This is a genomic window from Burkholderia sp. Bp8963 (assembly GCF_003854275.1).
Taxonomy (GTDB): Bacteria; Pseudomonadota; Gammaproteobacteria; order Burkholderiales; family Burkholderiaceae; genus Burkholderia.
The window spans coordinates 14,562-29,197 of sequence record NZ_QTQP01000012.1; the positions used below are offsets into that span (position 1 = coordinate 14,562).

Below are 14,636 nucleotides of genomic sequence, written 5' to 3' on the forward strand. Positions count from 1 at the left end.
TCCCGCCCATCGGTTTGGAAAACGTTTTTCAAAGAATAGGGAGATTTCAGACGTCTGACCAGTGCGGGATTTCGATGAGTCATCTCTCGACAGGAGATGGAAAAGAGATGACCTACCCAGATATCGGAGTTAATCGTTTTTTATCGTGCCGTCTGGGGTCGTGGCGGCCGGGACTCGAGCATTCCGACTGCCAGCCCGGGCTCAACCTGCCGTCGTCGTCCGCCGCGCCGCCCGCTTCGCGAACGCGCCGGGCGTCACGTGGAATTTCGCATGAAAGAGCCCGATGAACGACGACGTCGAGTCGTAGCCCAGTTGTGCGGCGACGGTGCCGACCGCCGCGCCGGCCTCCAGCAGCGGCACCGCGGCCAGGAGGCGCACGGCCTGCCGCCATTCGGTGAACGACAGCCCCGTGTCGAGCCGGAACAGCCGCGACAGCGTGCGACGCGTCGCGCCGACGTGCTGCCCCCACGCTTCAAGGCTGCGCGTGTCACCCGGATCGGCATGCAGCGCGCGGGCGATCTTCAGCAGGCGCGGATCGCGCGGCAGCGGCACGGTGAGCGGTGCGGGCCGCAAGCGCCGGATGCGATCGGCGATCACGCAGACGAGCGCGCCGTCCGGCCCCGCTTCGTCGTAGTCCACCGGCAGTTCCGCCGTCGCGACGATCAGCTCCCGGAGCAACGGCGTCATGCACAGAATCCGGCACGCATCGCCGGCATCGGCGCCGACGATCGCGTCGTCCAGGTACAGGCTGTGGAATGCAACGCAGTCGCGCGTCGAGACCGCGTGCGGCATTTGCGGCGGGATCCACATCGCATAGTGCGGCGGCAGCAGGTGCCGCCCGGATGGCGTGTCGACCTCGATCACGCCGGCGGTCGCATACATGAACTGCGCCCACGGATGGCTGTGCGCGTCGACGTTCGCGTGCCCGGGCATCTCGAACGCCCGCACGTAAAGCGGCCTCGGCAACCTTGCGATGGCCGGCACCGTGTAGGCGTTTTCCGATTGTCCTGCGAGCAGCATAAGACGTCCTCTGAATGCCATTGCGCGCGACGGCGCGGTGATACCGTGACGCACCTCCAATCCGACAGGGCAACGATTCATGAGCGCGCATACCAACACGACCCGCCAGACCGTCACCGCGATCCGCGCCACGAAGGGCGCCGGCAGCCTCGTGTCGCTGACCGCCTATTCGACGCCGATGGCACGGCTCGTCGACGAATTCGCGGACATCATCATCGTCGGCGATTCGGTCGGCATGGTGCTGTACGGAATGCCCAGCACGCTCGGCGTCACGCTCGACATGATGATCGCACACGGCGCGGCCGTCGTTCGCGGAGCGCAGTGTGCGTGCGTCGTCGTCGACCTGCCGTTCGCGACGTATCAGGAATCGCCCGCGCAGGCGTTCCGCTCGGCCGCGCGCGTGCTCGCCGAAACCGGCGCGCAGGCCGTGAAGCTCGAAGGCGGCGCCGAAATGGCCGACACGATCCGTTTCCTGACCGATCGCGGCGTGCCCGTGATGGCGCACATCGGCCTGATGCCGCAGCAGGCGAACGCGACGGGCGGCTTCAAGGCGCAGGGGAACGATGCATGCTCCGCCGAGCGCGTGTTCGCAGCCGCGTGCGCGGTCGAGCAGGCGGGCGCGTTCAGCGTCGTCGTCGAAGGCACCGCCGAGGCGCTCGCGCGCCACATCACGTCCACGCTCGAGATTCCGACGATCGGCATCGGCGCGTCGCCCGTGTGCGACGGCCAGGTGCTGGTGACCGAGGACATGGTCGGCGGCTTCGACACGTACACGCCGCGCTTCGTGAAGCGCTATGCGGACGTCAACGCGGTGATGCGCGTCGCGATCGCGCAATACGCGCACGACGTGCGGCAGCAGGCATTTCCGGAACTGCAGCATTGCTTCGCGGCCGGCAAGCCGCTGCAGTTGTCCGCCGGCGCCCCCGATGACCGACAGGCCGCGTGAAATCGCACGGCTGCGCGTGACCGTCGCCGATGCCGAAGGTCACCCGTGCTTGCGCAGCGCATGCGCGACCGGCGCGTTCGCCTCGAACTTCGCGCGATGCGTCGAGAAGAACGTCCGCACGTTGCGCACGTTCGATGCGCCGGTGAACAGCCGTCGCGCGAACGCGTCGTACCCGGCGACGTCCGCGAGATCCGCGAGCACGACGAAGTCCGGCCCCGGCGACACGCGATAGCACTGCGTGACGGCCGGCTCGGCGCATACGTAAGCCTCGAACGCGTCGTAGTCCTCCGCCGTCTGGCGGTCGAGGCTGATCTCGATGATCGCCGTGACGGCCGAGCCGATCATCTGCTGATCGAGAATCGCAACCTGCCGGCGGATCACGCCCGCCTCCCGCAGCCGGCGCACGCGGCGCATGCAGGTGGGCGGCGACGACAGCGCACGCTCCGCCAGCTCCAGGTTCGACACCGACGCGTCCGCTTGCAGGATCGCGAGGATGCGCAGGTCCAGATCGTCGAGGGTCACGCTCGCCAAGGTCGCCTCCGGTCAGCCGCATGTGAAATTTAATTTCAGCATGATACGTGACCGCCGAGCCGTTTCAAGATCGAATCATTTTTGAAATTTAATTCCATCACGCCGCCCCTACCATCGCTGTCACTGACCGAAACAGCACCTTCCAAGGAGCGCGCCATGTGTGGAATTGTCGGAGCCGTTGCCCAGCGGGACATCCTGCCGAACCTCGTCGACGGCCTGAAGCGGCTCGAATACCGCGGCTACGACTCGTGCGGCGTCGTCGTGTACCGCGACCGGGCGCTCGTGCGGGCGCGCGGCGTCGAGCGCGTCGCGAACCTGCACCGCGAGATCGCGGAGCGGGCGCTGTCGGGCTACACGGGGATCGCCCATACGCGCTGGGCGACGCACGGCGCGCCGGTCACGCTCAACGCGCATCCGCATTTCTCGCCTGGCGACGACAACGCGCGCATCGCGCTGTCGCACAACGGGATCATCGAGAACTGCGACGCGCTGCGCGCGGAGCTCGAGGCGCACGGCTACGTGTTCGCGAGCCAGACCGACAGCGAGGCGATCGCGCACCTGATCGATCACCTGTACGACGGCGACCTGTTCGATGCCGTCCGGCGTGCGGTCGCGCGACTGCGGGGCAGCTACGCGATCGCGGTGATGTGCCGCGACGAGCCGCACCGCATCGTCGGCGCGCGCGACGGCATGCCGCTCGTCGTCGGCGTCGGCGACGGCGAGCACTTCCTCGCGTCCGACGCGATCGCGCTCGCCGGCATCACCGACCGGATCGCGTACCTGGAGAACGGCGACGTCGCCGACATCCAGCTGCATCGCTACTGGATCGTCGATGCCGGCGGCCGGCGCGTCGAGCGCACCGTGCAGCGGGTCGCCGCGCACAGCGGCGCGGCCGATCTCGGCGCGTACCGCTACTACATGCAGAAGGAGATTTTCGAGCAGCCGCAGGCGGTGGCCGATACGCTGCTCGACGTCACGTCGATCATGCCGGAGCTGTTCGGCGACGCGGCCTGGCGCGTGTTCAACGACGTCGACTCGGTGCTGCTGCTCGCATGCGGCGGCAGCTATCACGCGGCGCTCACCGCGAAGTACTGGATCGAGAGCATCGCGCGGCTGCCGGCCAGCGTCGAGATCGCGAGCGAGTTCCGCTATCGCGACAGCGTGCCGAATCCGCGCACGCTCGTCGTCGCGGTGTCGCAGAGCGGCGAGACGGCCGACGTGCTGGGCGCCGTGCATGTCGCCAGACAGCTCGGCATGCGGCACACGCTCGCGATCTGCAACGTCGCGACGAGTGCGCTGATGCGCGAATGTGCGCTGCAGTTCGTGACGCGCGCGGGCATCGAGATCGGCGTCGCGTCGACGAAGGCGTTCACGACGCAGCTGGTCGCGCTGTTCCTGCTGACGCTCGCGCTCGCGCAGGTGCGCGGGCGGCTGAGTGACGACGACGAGAAGCGCCATCTTCGCGCGCTGCGTCACTTGCCCGACGCGATGTCGAAGGTGCTTGCGCTCGAGCCGCAGATCATCGCGTGGTCGGAACTGCTCGCGCGCCGCGAGAACATGCTGTTCCTCGGGCGCGGGATGCACTATCCGATCGCGCTCGAAGGCGCGCTGAAGATGAAGGAGATTTCGTATATCCACGCGGAGGCGTATCCGGCCGGCGAACTGAAGCATGGGCCGCTCGCGCTCGTGAGCAACGAGATGCCCGTGATTGCGGTCGCGCCGAACGATGCGCTGCTGGAAAAGCTGCGGTCGAACATGCATGAGGTCAGTGCGCGCAATGGCCAGCTGTTCGTATTCGCCGATGTCGATTGCGGGCTGACGCCCGGTGCGGGGATCGAGGTCATTCGGCTCAGTGAGTATTACGGGCCGTTGTCGCCGATTCTGCATACGATCCCGATGCAGTTGCTTGCGTATCATGCGGCGCTTGCGCGGGGGACGGATATTGACAAGCCGAGGAACCTGGCGAAGTCGGTGACGGTGGAGTAGTGGGTGGGGGTGGGTTTCGCCGGATTCCGCGTCCGAGGGCGTGACGAGCGAGTCAGCGCACGGATTCTCGAGCTCGGCATCGACCCGAGAACTGCGCGCGCGGAGACCCGAACGTTGCCATTCCGCAGGAGACACCGCCTAAATCTTGGCGTTACGCAACCTCAGCGCGTTTGAAATCACCGAGGCTGAACTCAAGCTCATCGCAAGCGCCGCAATCATCGGCGAAAGCAGTAACCCCGTGAACGGATAAAGGACACCCGCAGCCAAGGGAACGCCAAACGCGTTGTACACGAATGCGAAGCCGAGATTTTGCTTCATGTTCGCAACAGTCGCCTCCGACAGTTCTCGGGCGCGGGCGATGCCGCGTAAGTCCCCTTTGACTAACGTCACTTGCGCGCTGCTCATCGCGACGTCTGTGCCTGTTCCCATGGCAACACCGACGTCAGCCTTGGCGAGCGCCGGGGCGTCATTGATGCCGTCCCCCGCCATCGCCACGATGTGTTTGGCTTGCTGCATCTTCGAAACCAAGCCGAGCTTGTCGGCCGGTTTGACTTCACCGTGGTATTCATCCAACCCCAGCTTCTCGGCGACGGCCTTAGCCGTGACCACACCGTCCCCTGTCGCCATCACGACACGGATTCCGTTTTCCTTTAGCGTTGAGAGCGCTTCGGGTGTTGTCTCCTTTATCGGGTCGGCAACCGCCAACAGGCCAGCTAGCTGACCGTCAGCCGCTAGGTACATGACGCTCGCGCCTTGCGCACGCATCGCGTCAGCTTCTTTGGCAAGTGCCTCTACCAATACCGAATCGGTTTGCATCAGTGCCGTGTTGCCAAGCGCCAGCCTCCGGCCTGCAACCGTTCCTCGAACGCCGATGCCCGTTGCCGACTCGAAATTCTCCGCTCGGTCTAGAGGCAAGTCCTTTCCGCGTGCTGCCGCAACGATGGCCGCAGCCAGTGGGTGTTCACTGCCTTGGTCCAAGCTGGCAGCGAGCCGCAGCACCTCGTCGGCGGTATACCCGTTCGCGCCAACAGCTCTTTCGAACGCTGGCCGGCCTTTGGTCAAGGTTCCGGTCTTGTCGACGATTAAAACATCGACCTTCCGCAAATTCTCGATGGCGGCGGCGTCCCGAAAGAGAACGCCCGTTGATGCACCTTTGCCGCTCGCCACCATGATGGACATCGGCGTAGCAAGACCGAGCGCGCAAGGGCACGCGATTATGAGTACCGCGACGGCGTTGATAAGACCGAATACCCAGCTCGGCTCGGGTCCGAAAAGTCCCCAGGCCACGAAGGTCAGCAGAGCGACGCCAACCACGGCGATAACAAATATCCCCGCGACCTTGTCGGCCATACGCTGCATAGGTGCGCGCGACCGCTGAGCCTGCGCGACCATCTGCACGATTTGCGACAGCACGGTCTGTGAACCCACCTTTTCGGAGCGAATGACCAAGCTACCGGTCGCATTCATCGTGGCGCCTATCACATGGTCGCCGACGCGCTTGGTTACGGGCATGGATTCCCCCGTAATCATGGACTCGTCGAGCGAACTGGAACCCTCCGTCACGACCCCGTCGACTGGCACCTTTTCGCCCGGCCGCACTCGAAGCAGGTCCCCAACGTGCACGTGCGACAACGGGATGTCTTCCTCCGAGCCGTCAACGTTCATTCGACGCGCGGTCTTTGGCGCAAGCCCCAGAAGCGCCTTGATGGCGGCAGACGTTTCCGAGCGCGCCTTCAGCTCGAGCAGTTGCCCGAGCAGCGTCAACGAAATGATGACCGCAGCGGCTTCGAAGTACACACTGACGTGTCCGTGAGCGCTGTACGTTTCTGGGAACACACCGGGGAAAATAGTCGCGATGACGCTATATGTGTAGGCCGCGCCCGTTCCCAGCCCGATGAGCGTCCACATGTTGGGGCTGCGGTTGACGAACGACTGCAGGCACCGGGCAAAAAATGGAAATCCGGCCCATAAAATAACCGGTGTGGACAGAGTGAACTCGACCCAGCTTTCAGTCGACGCGGACATCAATTCGAGTCTATGCCCGAACATAGCCAGCGCGAACACAATGACCGTCAGTGGCAGCGTCCGCCAAAATCGATGTCGGAAATCGACTAGCTCCGGATTCTCGCCTTCCTCAATGCTGGGCAAAACCGGCTCAAGGGTCATCCCACACTTGGGGCATTGCCCCGGATGGTCCTGGCGGATTTCCGGGTGCATCGGGCATGTATAGATTGTCCCTTCCGGCGCTGACGGGGCAGCCTCTGGCGTGGTTGGTTCGATGTATTTCTCGGGCGCCAACTGAAACTTGGCCAGACATGCCTCGCTGCAAAAAAAATATTTCTTGCTACTGAAGTCAGCGTGGAAGCGCGATTCCTCAGTAACCGCCATTCCACAAACCGGGTCGCGCAATGTATGGCCAGAGGCACCGTCTCCGTGATGATGGGCTTGTGAATCATTTGCGTTCCCAGCGGAATGACTGTGCCCATGTCCGTCATGGACATGATGCGCGTCCGGCAAAGGTTGTTCCTGAACATGTCGCTGGTACGACCTGACTACGCCACGATGACCGTTCATCTCGACGCTCCTTTAGTCACTCCAGGACGTCATCACATGAAGTACGGCATTTTTTGCGCGTGCCGTCCATGCCATAAGGTCCATTGTTGACTTCAATTGGGGTTGAGTGCATTGGGGCACGGTTTCCGCGTTTTGTTGCTGTCTTGGGTCAACCACAATCCAATTGACCGGCCAACTCGTCGAGGATGGGGCAATCAGGGCGGTTGTCGCCCCTGCAGTGGTCCGACAGATACTTGAGTGTGTCCCTCATCTCTACGAGTTCCCGGATGCGCTCGTTCAAGTCATCGATGTGCTCTGCAACCAGATGCTTGACTTCGCTACTCGGCCGGTCGCGGTCTTCCCACAACGCCAGCAACGCCGAAATCTGCTTGGTCGAAAAGCCAAGATGGCGAGCCCGCCGTATAAAACGTAGAACCTCAACGTCCCGCCTGGTGTACAGACGGTAATTCGAATCAGTGCGCGTCGCAGGCCGGATAAGCCCGGACTCCTCATAGTGGCGAATCATCTTGGCCGAAACACCCGATGATTTCGCGACTTCTCCGATATTCATGAGCCCTCCCTTGGCGCAACCGCCACCTTATCAGCTACATCCTCAACCTTCCCACAATGGGAGAGTCAAGGGCGCCGATGGACGCTGGCACCACGACGAGGACAGTCGGACAAGTCGATAATTCAAGGCGGGAGGCTTCGTCCACCGGAGGTTGTGCACTCGGCGGGCTTGATACGACTCAAGGCACCGATTCCGAAGCAGTACTCACGCGCCAGAAGCGTTCAACTGGTATGACAGCAACAATGCCGTCGCAGCCCGACTGCTCCTCTGCGACGCCCATGATTTCCTTCGTGAGCGCATCGACGTTGTCAACCGTTGTGAAGACTTCAATCTTGATGTGCTCCGTCGTCCAGTCGTTCGCGAAGAGATTCGGATGAGCACCAAATCCCCGAACGTTGGTTGCAGTCATACCGTGGATGTGAAGCGCGCCCAAGCGGCGCTCAAGCACCTTCAACACGTCTGGACGTACCACCGCGATAACGCATTTCAGTTCCATAGCACCCTCCTGTTCCTAGATAGAAGCTTCAGTCGCTCATCCCTTGTCCTCCTTCGCTGTGACGGCGCAGGCCACCCCGAACGGCGAGCCTGCGCGCGTTTCAGCACACCGTCAGGATTGCTTCACCAGCTTCACGACGGTGAGCGTTCCGTTGACGCTCTCGACACGGACTTTGACTTTGTCACCCTCGTGAATCTGCTTGACCATCGCGGCGTCCTTGGCCTTGAACGCCATCGTCATCGGGGGCATGCCCACGTTCTCGAGTGCACCGTGCTTCAGTGTGACCATGCCGGTGGCGGCGTCGACCTTCTTCACTTCCGCGTCGGTGAGCATGGCATTCGATGACGTCGAAGCCGACGCTTTCATCGACATGTTCATGCCGGCCATGTCATCGCCAGCTAACGCCGGAGCGGCAAACGCGCCGATAGCACAGACAGCGACGGTGGTAACAAACAGTTTTTTCATTGAGTTTCTCCAGATCGGGTAGAAGGCACTTTCACGCCGGATGGGACTGCATGGAATGTCCGCATGTGATTCAGCTTTCGCGCGCGACGGCGCTGCAGCAGAAACCAGGCTGCGGGGATAACGAACATGGAAAGCAGCGGTGCGGTGACCATGCCGCCCACCATTGGGGCAGCAATGCGTTGCATGACTTCGGAGCCGGCGCCATGCCCGACCATGATGGGGATGAGGCCCGCCAGAACGACGGCGACGGTCATCGCCTTGGGCCGCACGCGCAGTACAGCGCCTTCGCGAATCGCGTCGAACAATAGGGCTTCCGTGAGTGGCTCGCCGGCTTCCAGCCGGCGGTTCAGCGCGCCCTTCAGGTATAGCAGCATCACGACGCCGAATTCGGCCGCCACGCCGGCGAGCGCGATGAAACCCACCGACGTCGCGACGGAAACCGCGTGCCCCAGCACCCAGATGAGCCAGAACCCGCCGACGAGCGCGAACGGCACGGTCGACATAAGCAGCAGTGCGTCCGCTGCGGAATTGAACGTCAGGAACAGCAGCACGAAGATGACGACGAGCGTCACCGGGATGACCGTGCGCAACTTGGCGGCTGCTCGCTCCATGTACTCGAACTGCCCGGACCAGGCAATCGAATAGCCCGGTGGCAGCTTGACCTGGTGCGCAACGGCCTTCTGCATCGCCTGAACAGCCGACTGAAGGTCCGTGTTGCGAATATCGACGTAGACGTAGCCTGACAGCCGCGCATTTTCGCTACGAATCATCGGCGGGCCGTCGGCAATCGTGATGTGCGCGACGTCCCCGAGCTGGATTTGTGCGCCACGGTCCGTGACAACCGGCAATTCACGCAGCCGCTCAAGCGAGTCCCGAACTTCGCGCGGATAACGGATGTTGATAGGGAACCGCTCCCGGCCGGCAATCACCTCGCCGACGTTTTCACCGCCGACAGCCGACGACACGACCGACTGGACGTCCGCGACCGACAGGCCATACCGTGCGGCCGCGAGCCGGTCGATGTCGACGTCGATGTACCGGCCGCCATTCAGCCGCTCCGCCAGCGCGGACGTCACGCCGGGCACGCTCTTCACGGCGGCTTCGACTTGCGTCGCAATGCTGTCGATTTGCATCAGGTCCGGGCCGGAAATCTTGACCCCGACCGGCGTCTTGATTCCCGTGGACAGCATGTCGAGGCGGTTCCGGATAGGCGGTACCCAGACGTTCGACAGGCCGGGAACCTTGACGGTGCGGTCCAGCTCGTCGACCAGCTTCTCCGGCGTCATGCCGGGACGCCACTGGCTACGCGGCTTGAATTGAATCGTCGTCTCGAACATCTCGAGGGGTGCGGGGTCTGTGGCCGTATCAGCGCGCCCGGACTTGCCGAATACGGTCGCGACCTCAGGCACCGTCTTGATGAGGCGGTCGGTCTGCTGCAGCAGTTCGGATGCCTTCTGCGCCGAAATACCGGGCAACGCGGTTGGCATGTACAGCAAATCGCCCTCGTCGAGCGGCGGCATGAATTCACCTCCGAGACGGGAGACCGGGATGATGGTCAGTACCAGTGCCACGGCCGCCAGACCGATGGCGAACCACGGACGTCGTAGCGTTCCCTCGAGCAGCGGCCTGTATAGCCGAATCAGCGCACGGTTGATGGGATTCGCGTTCTCGTGCGGAATGCGTCCACGGATGAGATATCCCATCAACACGGGCACGAGCGTCACCGACAGTCCGGCGGCAGCGGCAATCGTGTAGGTTTTCGTGAACGCGAGCGGTGAGAACAGCTTGCCTTCCTGACCTTCCAGCGAGAACACCGGAATGAACGAGAGCGTGATGATGAGCAGCGAGAAGAACAGTGCGGGCCCGACTTCCGCCGCAGAGGTCGCGACGAGCTCCCACCTGTGTGCGGTCGATATCGACACGCCTGGGTGCTCGTGCTCGTACGCCTCCAGATGCTTGTGCGCGTTTTCTATCATCACGATGGCCGCGTCAATCATCGCGCCAATGGCAATCGCGATGCCGCCGAGCGACATCAGGTTCGCGTTCACGCCCTGGTAGCGCATCACGATGAACGCTGCCAGGACGCCGAGCGGCAGTGACAGGATGGCGACGAAAGCGCTTCGCATATGAAACAGGAACACCGCACAGACGAGCCCGACAATGATGAACTCCTCGATGAGCTTGTCCTTCAGGTTGTCCACTGCGCGTTCGATGAGCTGCGAGCGGTCATACGTCGTGACGACCTCCACGCCGGACGGCAATGAACGCTTCAGGTCGGCGAGCTTCGCCTTGACGGCATCGATGGTCGTCAACGCGTTCTTACCTGAGCGCATGACGATAACGCCGCCCGCGACTTCCCCCTCTCCGTTCAGTTCGGCAATGCCGCGACGCATTTCCGGACCAATCTGGATACGCGCAACGTCTCCCAACAACACCGGTGTGCCGGCGTCGTTCGTCCGCAGCACGATATTGCGGAAGTCATCGAGCGAGCGCAGGTAGCCGGACGAGCGCACCATGTACTCCGACTCGGCGAGTTCGACGACCGAGCCGCCGGACTCCTGGTTGGCCTTGCCCAGCGAATCGGCCACCATCGCCTGCGTGATGCCGTAGGCGCGCAGTTTGTCCGGGTCGAGCACCACCTGATACTGACGCACCATCCCGCCGATGCTGGCGACTTCGGAGACGTCCGGCACCGACTTCAACTCGAATTTGAGGAACCAGTCGTTGAGTGCGCGCAGTTGCCCGAGGTCGTGTTGCCCGCTCCGGTCGACAAGCGCGTACTCATACACCCAGCCGACGCCCGTCGCATCGGGGCCAAGCGAGACGGTCGCGCCCTGCGGCAATCGGCTCTGCACCTGATTCAGGTACTCCAGCACGCGCGAGCGCGCCCAATACTGGTCCGTCTTGTCGTCGAACAGCACATAGACGAACGCGTCCCCGAACGACGAGTAGGCGCGAATGGTCTTCGCTCCGGGTACGCCGAGCAGTGTCGTCGTAAGTGGGTACGTGACCTGGTCCTCGATGACCTGAGGCGCCTTGCCTGGATACGACGCCTTGATGATGACCTGCGTATCCGACAGGTCTGGCAGCGCATCGAGCGGCGTTTCCTTCAGCGAGTAAACACCCCATGCGGTGACCAGCACGGTCGCAAGCAGCACAAGGAACCGGTTATGAATGGACCATCGAATGAGGCGCGCAATCATTTTGCGTCTCCGGTCGGTTCAACCTTGGTCAGTTGATAACCGTCGTCCGATTGCTTGAAGACGAAGTGCACGGTCTGCCCGGCCTGGACGTCCGGGAAGGCATTCGGAGCGGGCTTGTTGAACGCCATCGTCATTGCGCCCCAGCCGAGCGCGGGAACGGGCTGGTGCGAAAACGTGATGTCCGTGGCGGTCACCTTTTCGACCTTGCCGGTCGTTTCGTACGTCTGCGCGGCAGCGCTTGCGCCAGACGCGGGTGTGATGGCACTCGCGCTCGTGCTGCTCGCCAGACGCGGGAGCACCGATTTCAGACTGGCCTCGGAATCGATGAGGAACTGGCCCGACGCGACGACCGTATCGCCTTCGTTCAAACCGCTGAGCACCTCGGTTTCGTTGCCGACGTCATTGCCGACCGTGACCGTCGCCGGTTGCAGGCGGCCATCGCTGTTCTTCACGATGACGACCGAGCGCTTGCCGGTCGTGATGACCGCTTCGGACGGCACGAGCAAGCGCGACACTGCTTTCTGCCCGCCGACGCGCACGCGCATCAGCATGCCCGGCGTCAGCTTCATCGCGCTGTTATCGATTTCCAGACGGGCTTGCAGCGTACGGCTACTGGTGCTGATGCCAGGGAGAACTTCCCGAATGTGCCCTGCGAAATGCTGAGCCGGGTCGCCTGCGAATGCCGCGTCGACCGTCATGCCTGGCTGCACGCTCATCGCGAGCGCTTCTGGAATTTCGACGATGAGCCAAAGCTTCGACAAACCGGATATCTTGGCCAGCGTCTGTCCCGGCGCCACCATCGCACCGTCCCGAACACTCAGTTCGCTGACGACGCCCGTCTCGGGCGAAGTCAGAACGACGTGGGTTTGCGCTTTACCGGTCCGGTCGAGATTGGCGATGACGCCATCGGGAATCGACAGCGCGCGCATGCGTGCACGTGACGCATCGAGGAGGCTACTGTCCATGCTGCCATGCTTGAGCGCGAGGTATTCCTCTTGCGGCGCCAGCCAGTCCGGCACGAACAGCGACGCAATCGGCGCACCCCTGGCGATTCGCTGCATCGGTGCGCTGGCGTACAGGTGGTCGATATAGCCTGTTACACGCGACTGAACGACGTCCGAGCGCGACTCATCGAATTGCGTCGTGCCAACGGCATCGAATCCGCCCGTCGTGTCCTGCCGGCGAACGGTCGCATAGCGAATGCCGAGATTCTGCTGAAGGCCCGGGTCAATCTTGATGCCGGATGAGCCGCCGCCTTCGTCTGCGTAGACGGGCTCGAGCTGCATGTCCATGAATGGCGATTTACCCGGCTTGTCGAAGTGCTGGTTCGGCACCATTGGGTCATGCCAGTACAGCACCTTCCTGCCAGTCTTCGGGTCAATCTTGTCGCCAGCTGAGACCGTTACGGCAGGCGCTGCCGCAGCACCGGTCGAGGTGTGGCGTGTGCCCATGAAATAGCCAGCCCCAAGCAAGGCTGCGCCCGCGAACACGGTCAGCACGGTGCGCTTCAGCGGATTGTTGGTCATGTTGTTCTCCCTCACTGAGCAGCGGCCATCGTGGACGGCACGACCTGATATTCGAGTTGAGCCCAGGTCTGCGAGACCTCGCGCTTGAGGTCGAGCACCTGAAGCTGGGCATCCAGTTGCGCGCGGCGGGCGGCGAACGTGTCTGCGAGTGACCCCGTACCGGCGCGATAGGCGGCGTTCGCAAGCTGGACACGTTGGTCCGCCGCCGGCAACAGAGATTGGCTCAGATTGGCGATGCGCTCACGGCCGCTCGCCAGGACGGCGGACTGGCTGCGAATGTCGGCCTGCACCTGTCGAAGTGTGTCCTCGTACGTCAGGCGTGCCTTGGTCGCCAGTTCGGTCTTCTCGGCGACATCGCGGTTCTGGCGATTCTTCCGATTGAGCGGCAGCGGGATGGTGACGCCGACCGACACCATGTTCGAGTACGCTCCGCCACGTTGCTGGTACGCGACTTCCCACGTCCAGTTTGGGCTGCGCTCACTGTTGGCCACCGCTGTATCTGCCTCAGCCACAGCAATGTCGTCGGCTGCGGCTACGAGCGACGGCTGCGAAAGGCGCAGTTCATCCGGGGGCAGCGATGAGACGAAGGACTCTGGCGCGGGCGGCTGCCCGGTAACGTCAGTAACCGGCATCGCCGTCCAGCGAGACAGGCCAATCAGTCCGGTCTGGTAGGTCTGCTGTGCCTTCAGCACCTGGTCTTGGGTCTGCGCCAGCATGGCTTGGGCTTGAACGACGTCGGCCGCGCTCGCCTTCGCACCACGGTAGGAGGCTTTCGTGGCCGCCAGTTCGTGGGTCATATGGTCCAGCAACGCTTGCTGAAGCGCGAGCGCTTGCTTCGCGAAGATGGCATTCAGCCATGCCGTCGCGGCTTGCTGGCGGACATTGGCCAGTTGCATCAAATAGCTGGCGCGTTCGCGTCCGACCATTTCGCTGGCCAGCGCCGAGCGGAGACGCCGCTTCTCACCTGAAACCCATTCCTGTTCGATGCCGATGCGCCGCATCGTCATGAAATCCTGGCCGATGGTGAGGCGTTGCGGACCGTTTACCGGCAGATTGTCGACGCCCGCCTTGAGCATTGGGTCGGGCAACTGGCCGGCCTTGACGGCCGCTTCCGAACTGGCGCGAACGGAGGCCTGTGCCGCCTGCATCGACGCGGAATGGTCAGTCGCCGACTGCAACGCGGCGTCGAGTGTGAAAGCTGTTTGTTGGGCGTGCGCGCCGCCCGCAATTAAAAGCGCGGCGAAAAGCGTATGCGCGCGCCACGGAACACGCCGACTCAGCGGCGTGCCAAAAATGAATGGCATGTTCTAACCCCAATGGCGAAATCCCATAGGGATTC

The 14,636-nt window shown here is 63.1% G+C and carries 11 protein-coding genes; 2 read left to right on the top strand and 9 right to left on the bottom strand.

Annotated elements, in window-relative coordinates:
- Positions 1–201: 201 nt before the first annotated feature.
- Complete coding sequence (locus DID96_RS12340; RefSeq protein ID WP_124599607.1) at positions 202–1,020, bottom strand: helix-turn-helix domain-containing protein; 819 nt, start codon at positions 1,018–1,020, stop codon at positions 202–204.
- A 79-nt stretch (positions 1,021–1,099) separates the two neighbouring features.
- On the opposite strand from DID96_RS12340, the gene panB reads away from it, so the two are divergent.
- Positions 1,100–1,966, top strand: a complete 867-nt coding sequence (gene panB / locus DID96_RS12345) for a 3-methyl-2-oxobutanoate hydroxymethyltransferase (RefSeq protein ID WP_124599608.1) — start codon at positions 1,100–1,102, stop codon at positions 1,964–1,966.
- A gap of 39 nt (positions 1,967–2,005) precedes the next feature.
- On the opposite strand, the gene DID96_RS12350 is transcribed toward panB, so the two are convergent.
- Positions 2,006–2,497 carry an Lrp/AsnC family transcriptional regulator gene (locus DID96_RS12350; RefSeq protein ID WP_124599609.1) on the bottom strand — a complete coding sequence of 164 codons (492 nt, stop codon included), beginning with the start codon at positions 2,495–2,497 and terminating at the stop codon, positions 2,006–2,008.
- A 156-nt stretch (positions 2,498–2,653) separates the two neighbouring features.
- On the opposite strand from DID96_RS12350, the gene glmS reads away from it, so the two are divergent.
- Entirely contained in the window at positions 2,654–4,483 is a 1,830-nt protein-coding gene (gene glmS / locus DID96_RS12355; protein ID WP_124599610.1) for a glutamine--fructose-6-phosphate transaminase (isomerizing), read from the top strand.
- A gap of 138 nt (positions 4,484–4,621) precedes the next feature.
- Here the strand turns inward: glmS and DID96_RS12360 are convergent, their stop codons facing one another.
- From DID96_RS12360 to DID96_RS12390, 7 genes are all read right to left on the bottom strand, one after another.
- A complete protein-coding gene (locus DID96_RS12360; protein WP_124599611.1) occupies positions 4,622–7,057 on the bottom strand; it encodes a heavy metal translocating P-type ATPase in 2,436 nt (811 codons plus the stop codon).
- A 148-nt stretch (positions 7,058–7,205) separates the two neighbouring features.
- Positions 7,206–7,607 carry a Cu(I)-responsive transcriptional regulator gene (gene cueR / locus DID96_RS12365; protein WP_124599612.1) on the bottom strand — a complete coding sequence of 134 codons (402 nt, stop codon included), beginning with the start codon at positions 7,605–7,607 and terminating at the stop codon, positions 7,206–7,208.
- A gap of 178 nt (positions 7,608–7,785) precedes the next feature.
- The gene (locus DID96_RS12370; protein WP_124599613.1) at positions 7,786–8,103 is read right to left on the bottom strand and encodes a P-II family nitrogen regulator; all 318 of its coding nucleotides are present in this window, start codon (positions 8,101–8,103) and stop codon (positions 7,786–7,788) included.
- Positions 8,104–8,214: 111 nt separating this feature from the next.
- Positions 8,215–8,568, bottom strand: a complete 354-nt coding sequence (locus tag DID96_RS12375; protein ID WP_124599614.1) for a copper-binding protein — start codon at positions 8,566–8,568, stop codon at positions 8,215–8,217.
- Positions 8,565–11,771 carry an efflux RND transporter permease subunit gene (locus DID96_RS12380; RefSeq protein WP_124599615.1) on the bottom strand — a complete coding sequence of 1,069 codons (3,207 nt, stop codon included), beginning with the start codon at positions 11,769–11,771 and terminating at the stop codon, positions 8,565–8,567. The genes DID96_RS12375 and DID96_RS12380 overlap by 4 nt, the downstream gene beginning before the upstream one ends.
- The gene (locus DID96_RS12385) at positions 11,768–13,297 is read right to left on the bottom strand and encodes an efflux RND transporter periplasmic adaptor subunit (protein WP_124599616.1); all 1,530 of its coding nucleotides are present in this window, start codon (positions 13,295–13,297) and stop codon (positions 11,768–11,770) included. Before DID96_RS12385 ends, DID96_RS12380 begins: the two co-directional genes overlap by 4 nt.
- 11 nt (positions 13,298–13,308) lie before the next feature.
- Positions 13,309–14,601 carry a TolC family protein gene (locus DID96_RS12390; protein WP_124599617.1) on the bottom strand — a complete coding sequence of 431 codons (1,293 nt, stop codon included), beginning with the start codon at positions 14,599–14,601 and terminating at the stop codon, positions 13,309–13,311.
- Positions 14,602–14,636 lie beyond the last annotated feature (35 nt).

What these genes read in the sequence shown, in the direction of transcription:
- cueR (WP_124599612.1), bottom strand. Translation starts at nt 7,607, where the DNA reads ATGAATATCGGAGAAGTCGCGAAATCATCGGGTGTTTCGGCCAAGATG.
- panB (WP_124599608.1), top strand. Translation starts at nt 1,100, where the DNA reads ATGAGCGCGCATACCAACACGACCCGCCAGACCGTCACCGCGATCCGC.
- glmS (WP_124599610.1), top strand. Translation starts at nt 2,654, where the DNA reads ATGTGTGGAATTGTCGGAGCCGTTGCCCAGCGGGACATCCTGCCGAAC.
- DID96_RS12385 (WP_124599616.1), bottom strand. Translation starts at nt 13,297, where the DNA reads ATGACCAACAATCCGCTGAAGCGCACCGTGCTGACCGTGTTCGCGGGC.
- DID96_RS12370 (WP_124599613.1), bottom strand. Translation starts at nt 8,103, where the DNA reads ATGGAACTGAAATGCGTTATCGCGGTGGTACGTCCAGACGTGTTGAAG.
- DID96_RS12360 (WP_124599611.1), bottom strand. Translation starts at nt 7,057, where the DNA reads ATGAACGGTCATCGTGGCGTAGTCAGGTCGTACCAGCGACATGTTCAG.
- DID96_RS12390 (WP_124599617.1), bottom strand. Translation starts at nt 14,601, where the DNA reads ATGCCATTCATTTTTGGCACGCCGCTGAGTCGGCGTGTTCCGTGGCGC.
- DID96_RS12375 (WP_124599614.1), bottom strand. Translation starts at nt 8,568, where the DNA reads ATGAAAAAACTGTTTGTTACCACCGTCGCTGTCTGTGCTATCGGCGCG.
- DID96_RS12340 (WP_124599607.1), bottom strand. Translation starts at nt 1,020, where the DNA reads ATGCTGCTCGCAGGACAATCGGAAAACGCCTACACGGTGCCGGCCATC.
- DID96_RS12380 (WP_124599615.1), bottom strand. Translation starts at nt 11,771, where the DNA reads ATGATTGCGCGCCTCATTCGATGGTCCATTCATAACCGGTTCCTTGTG.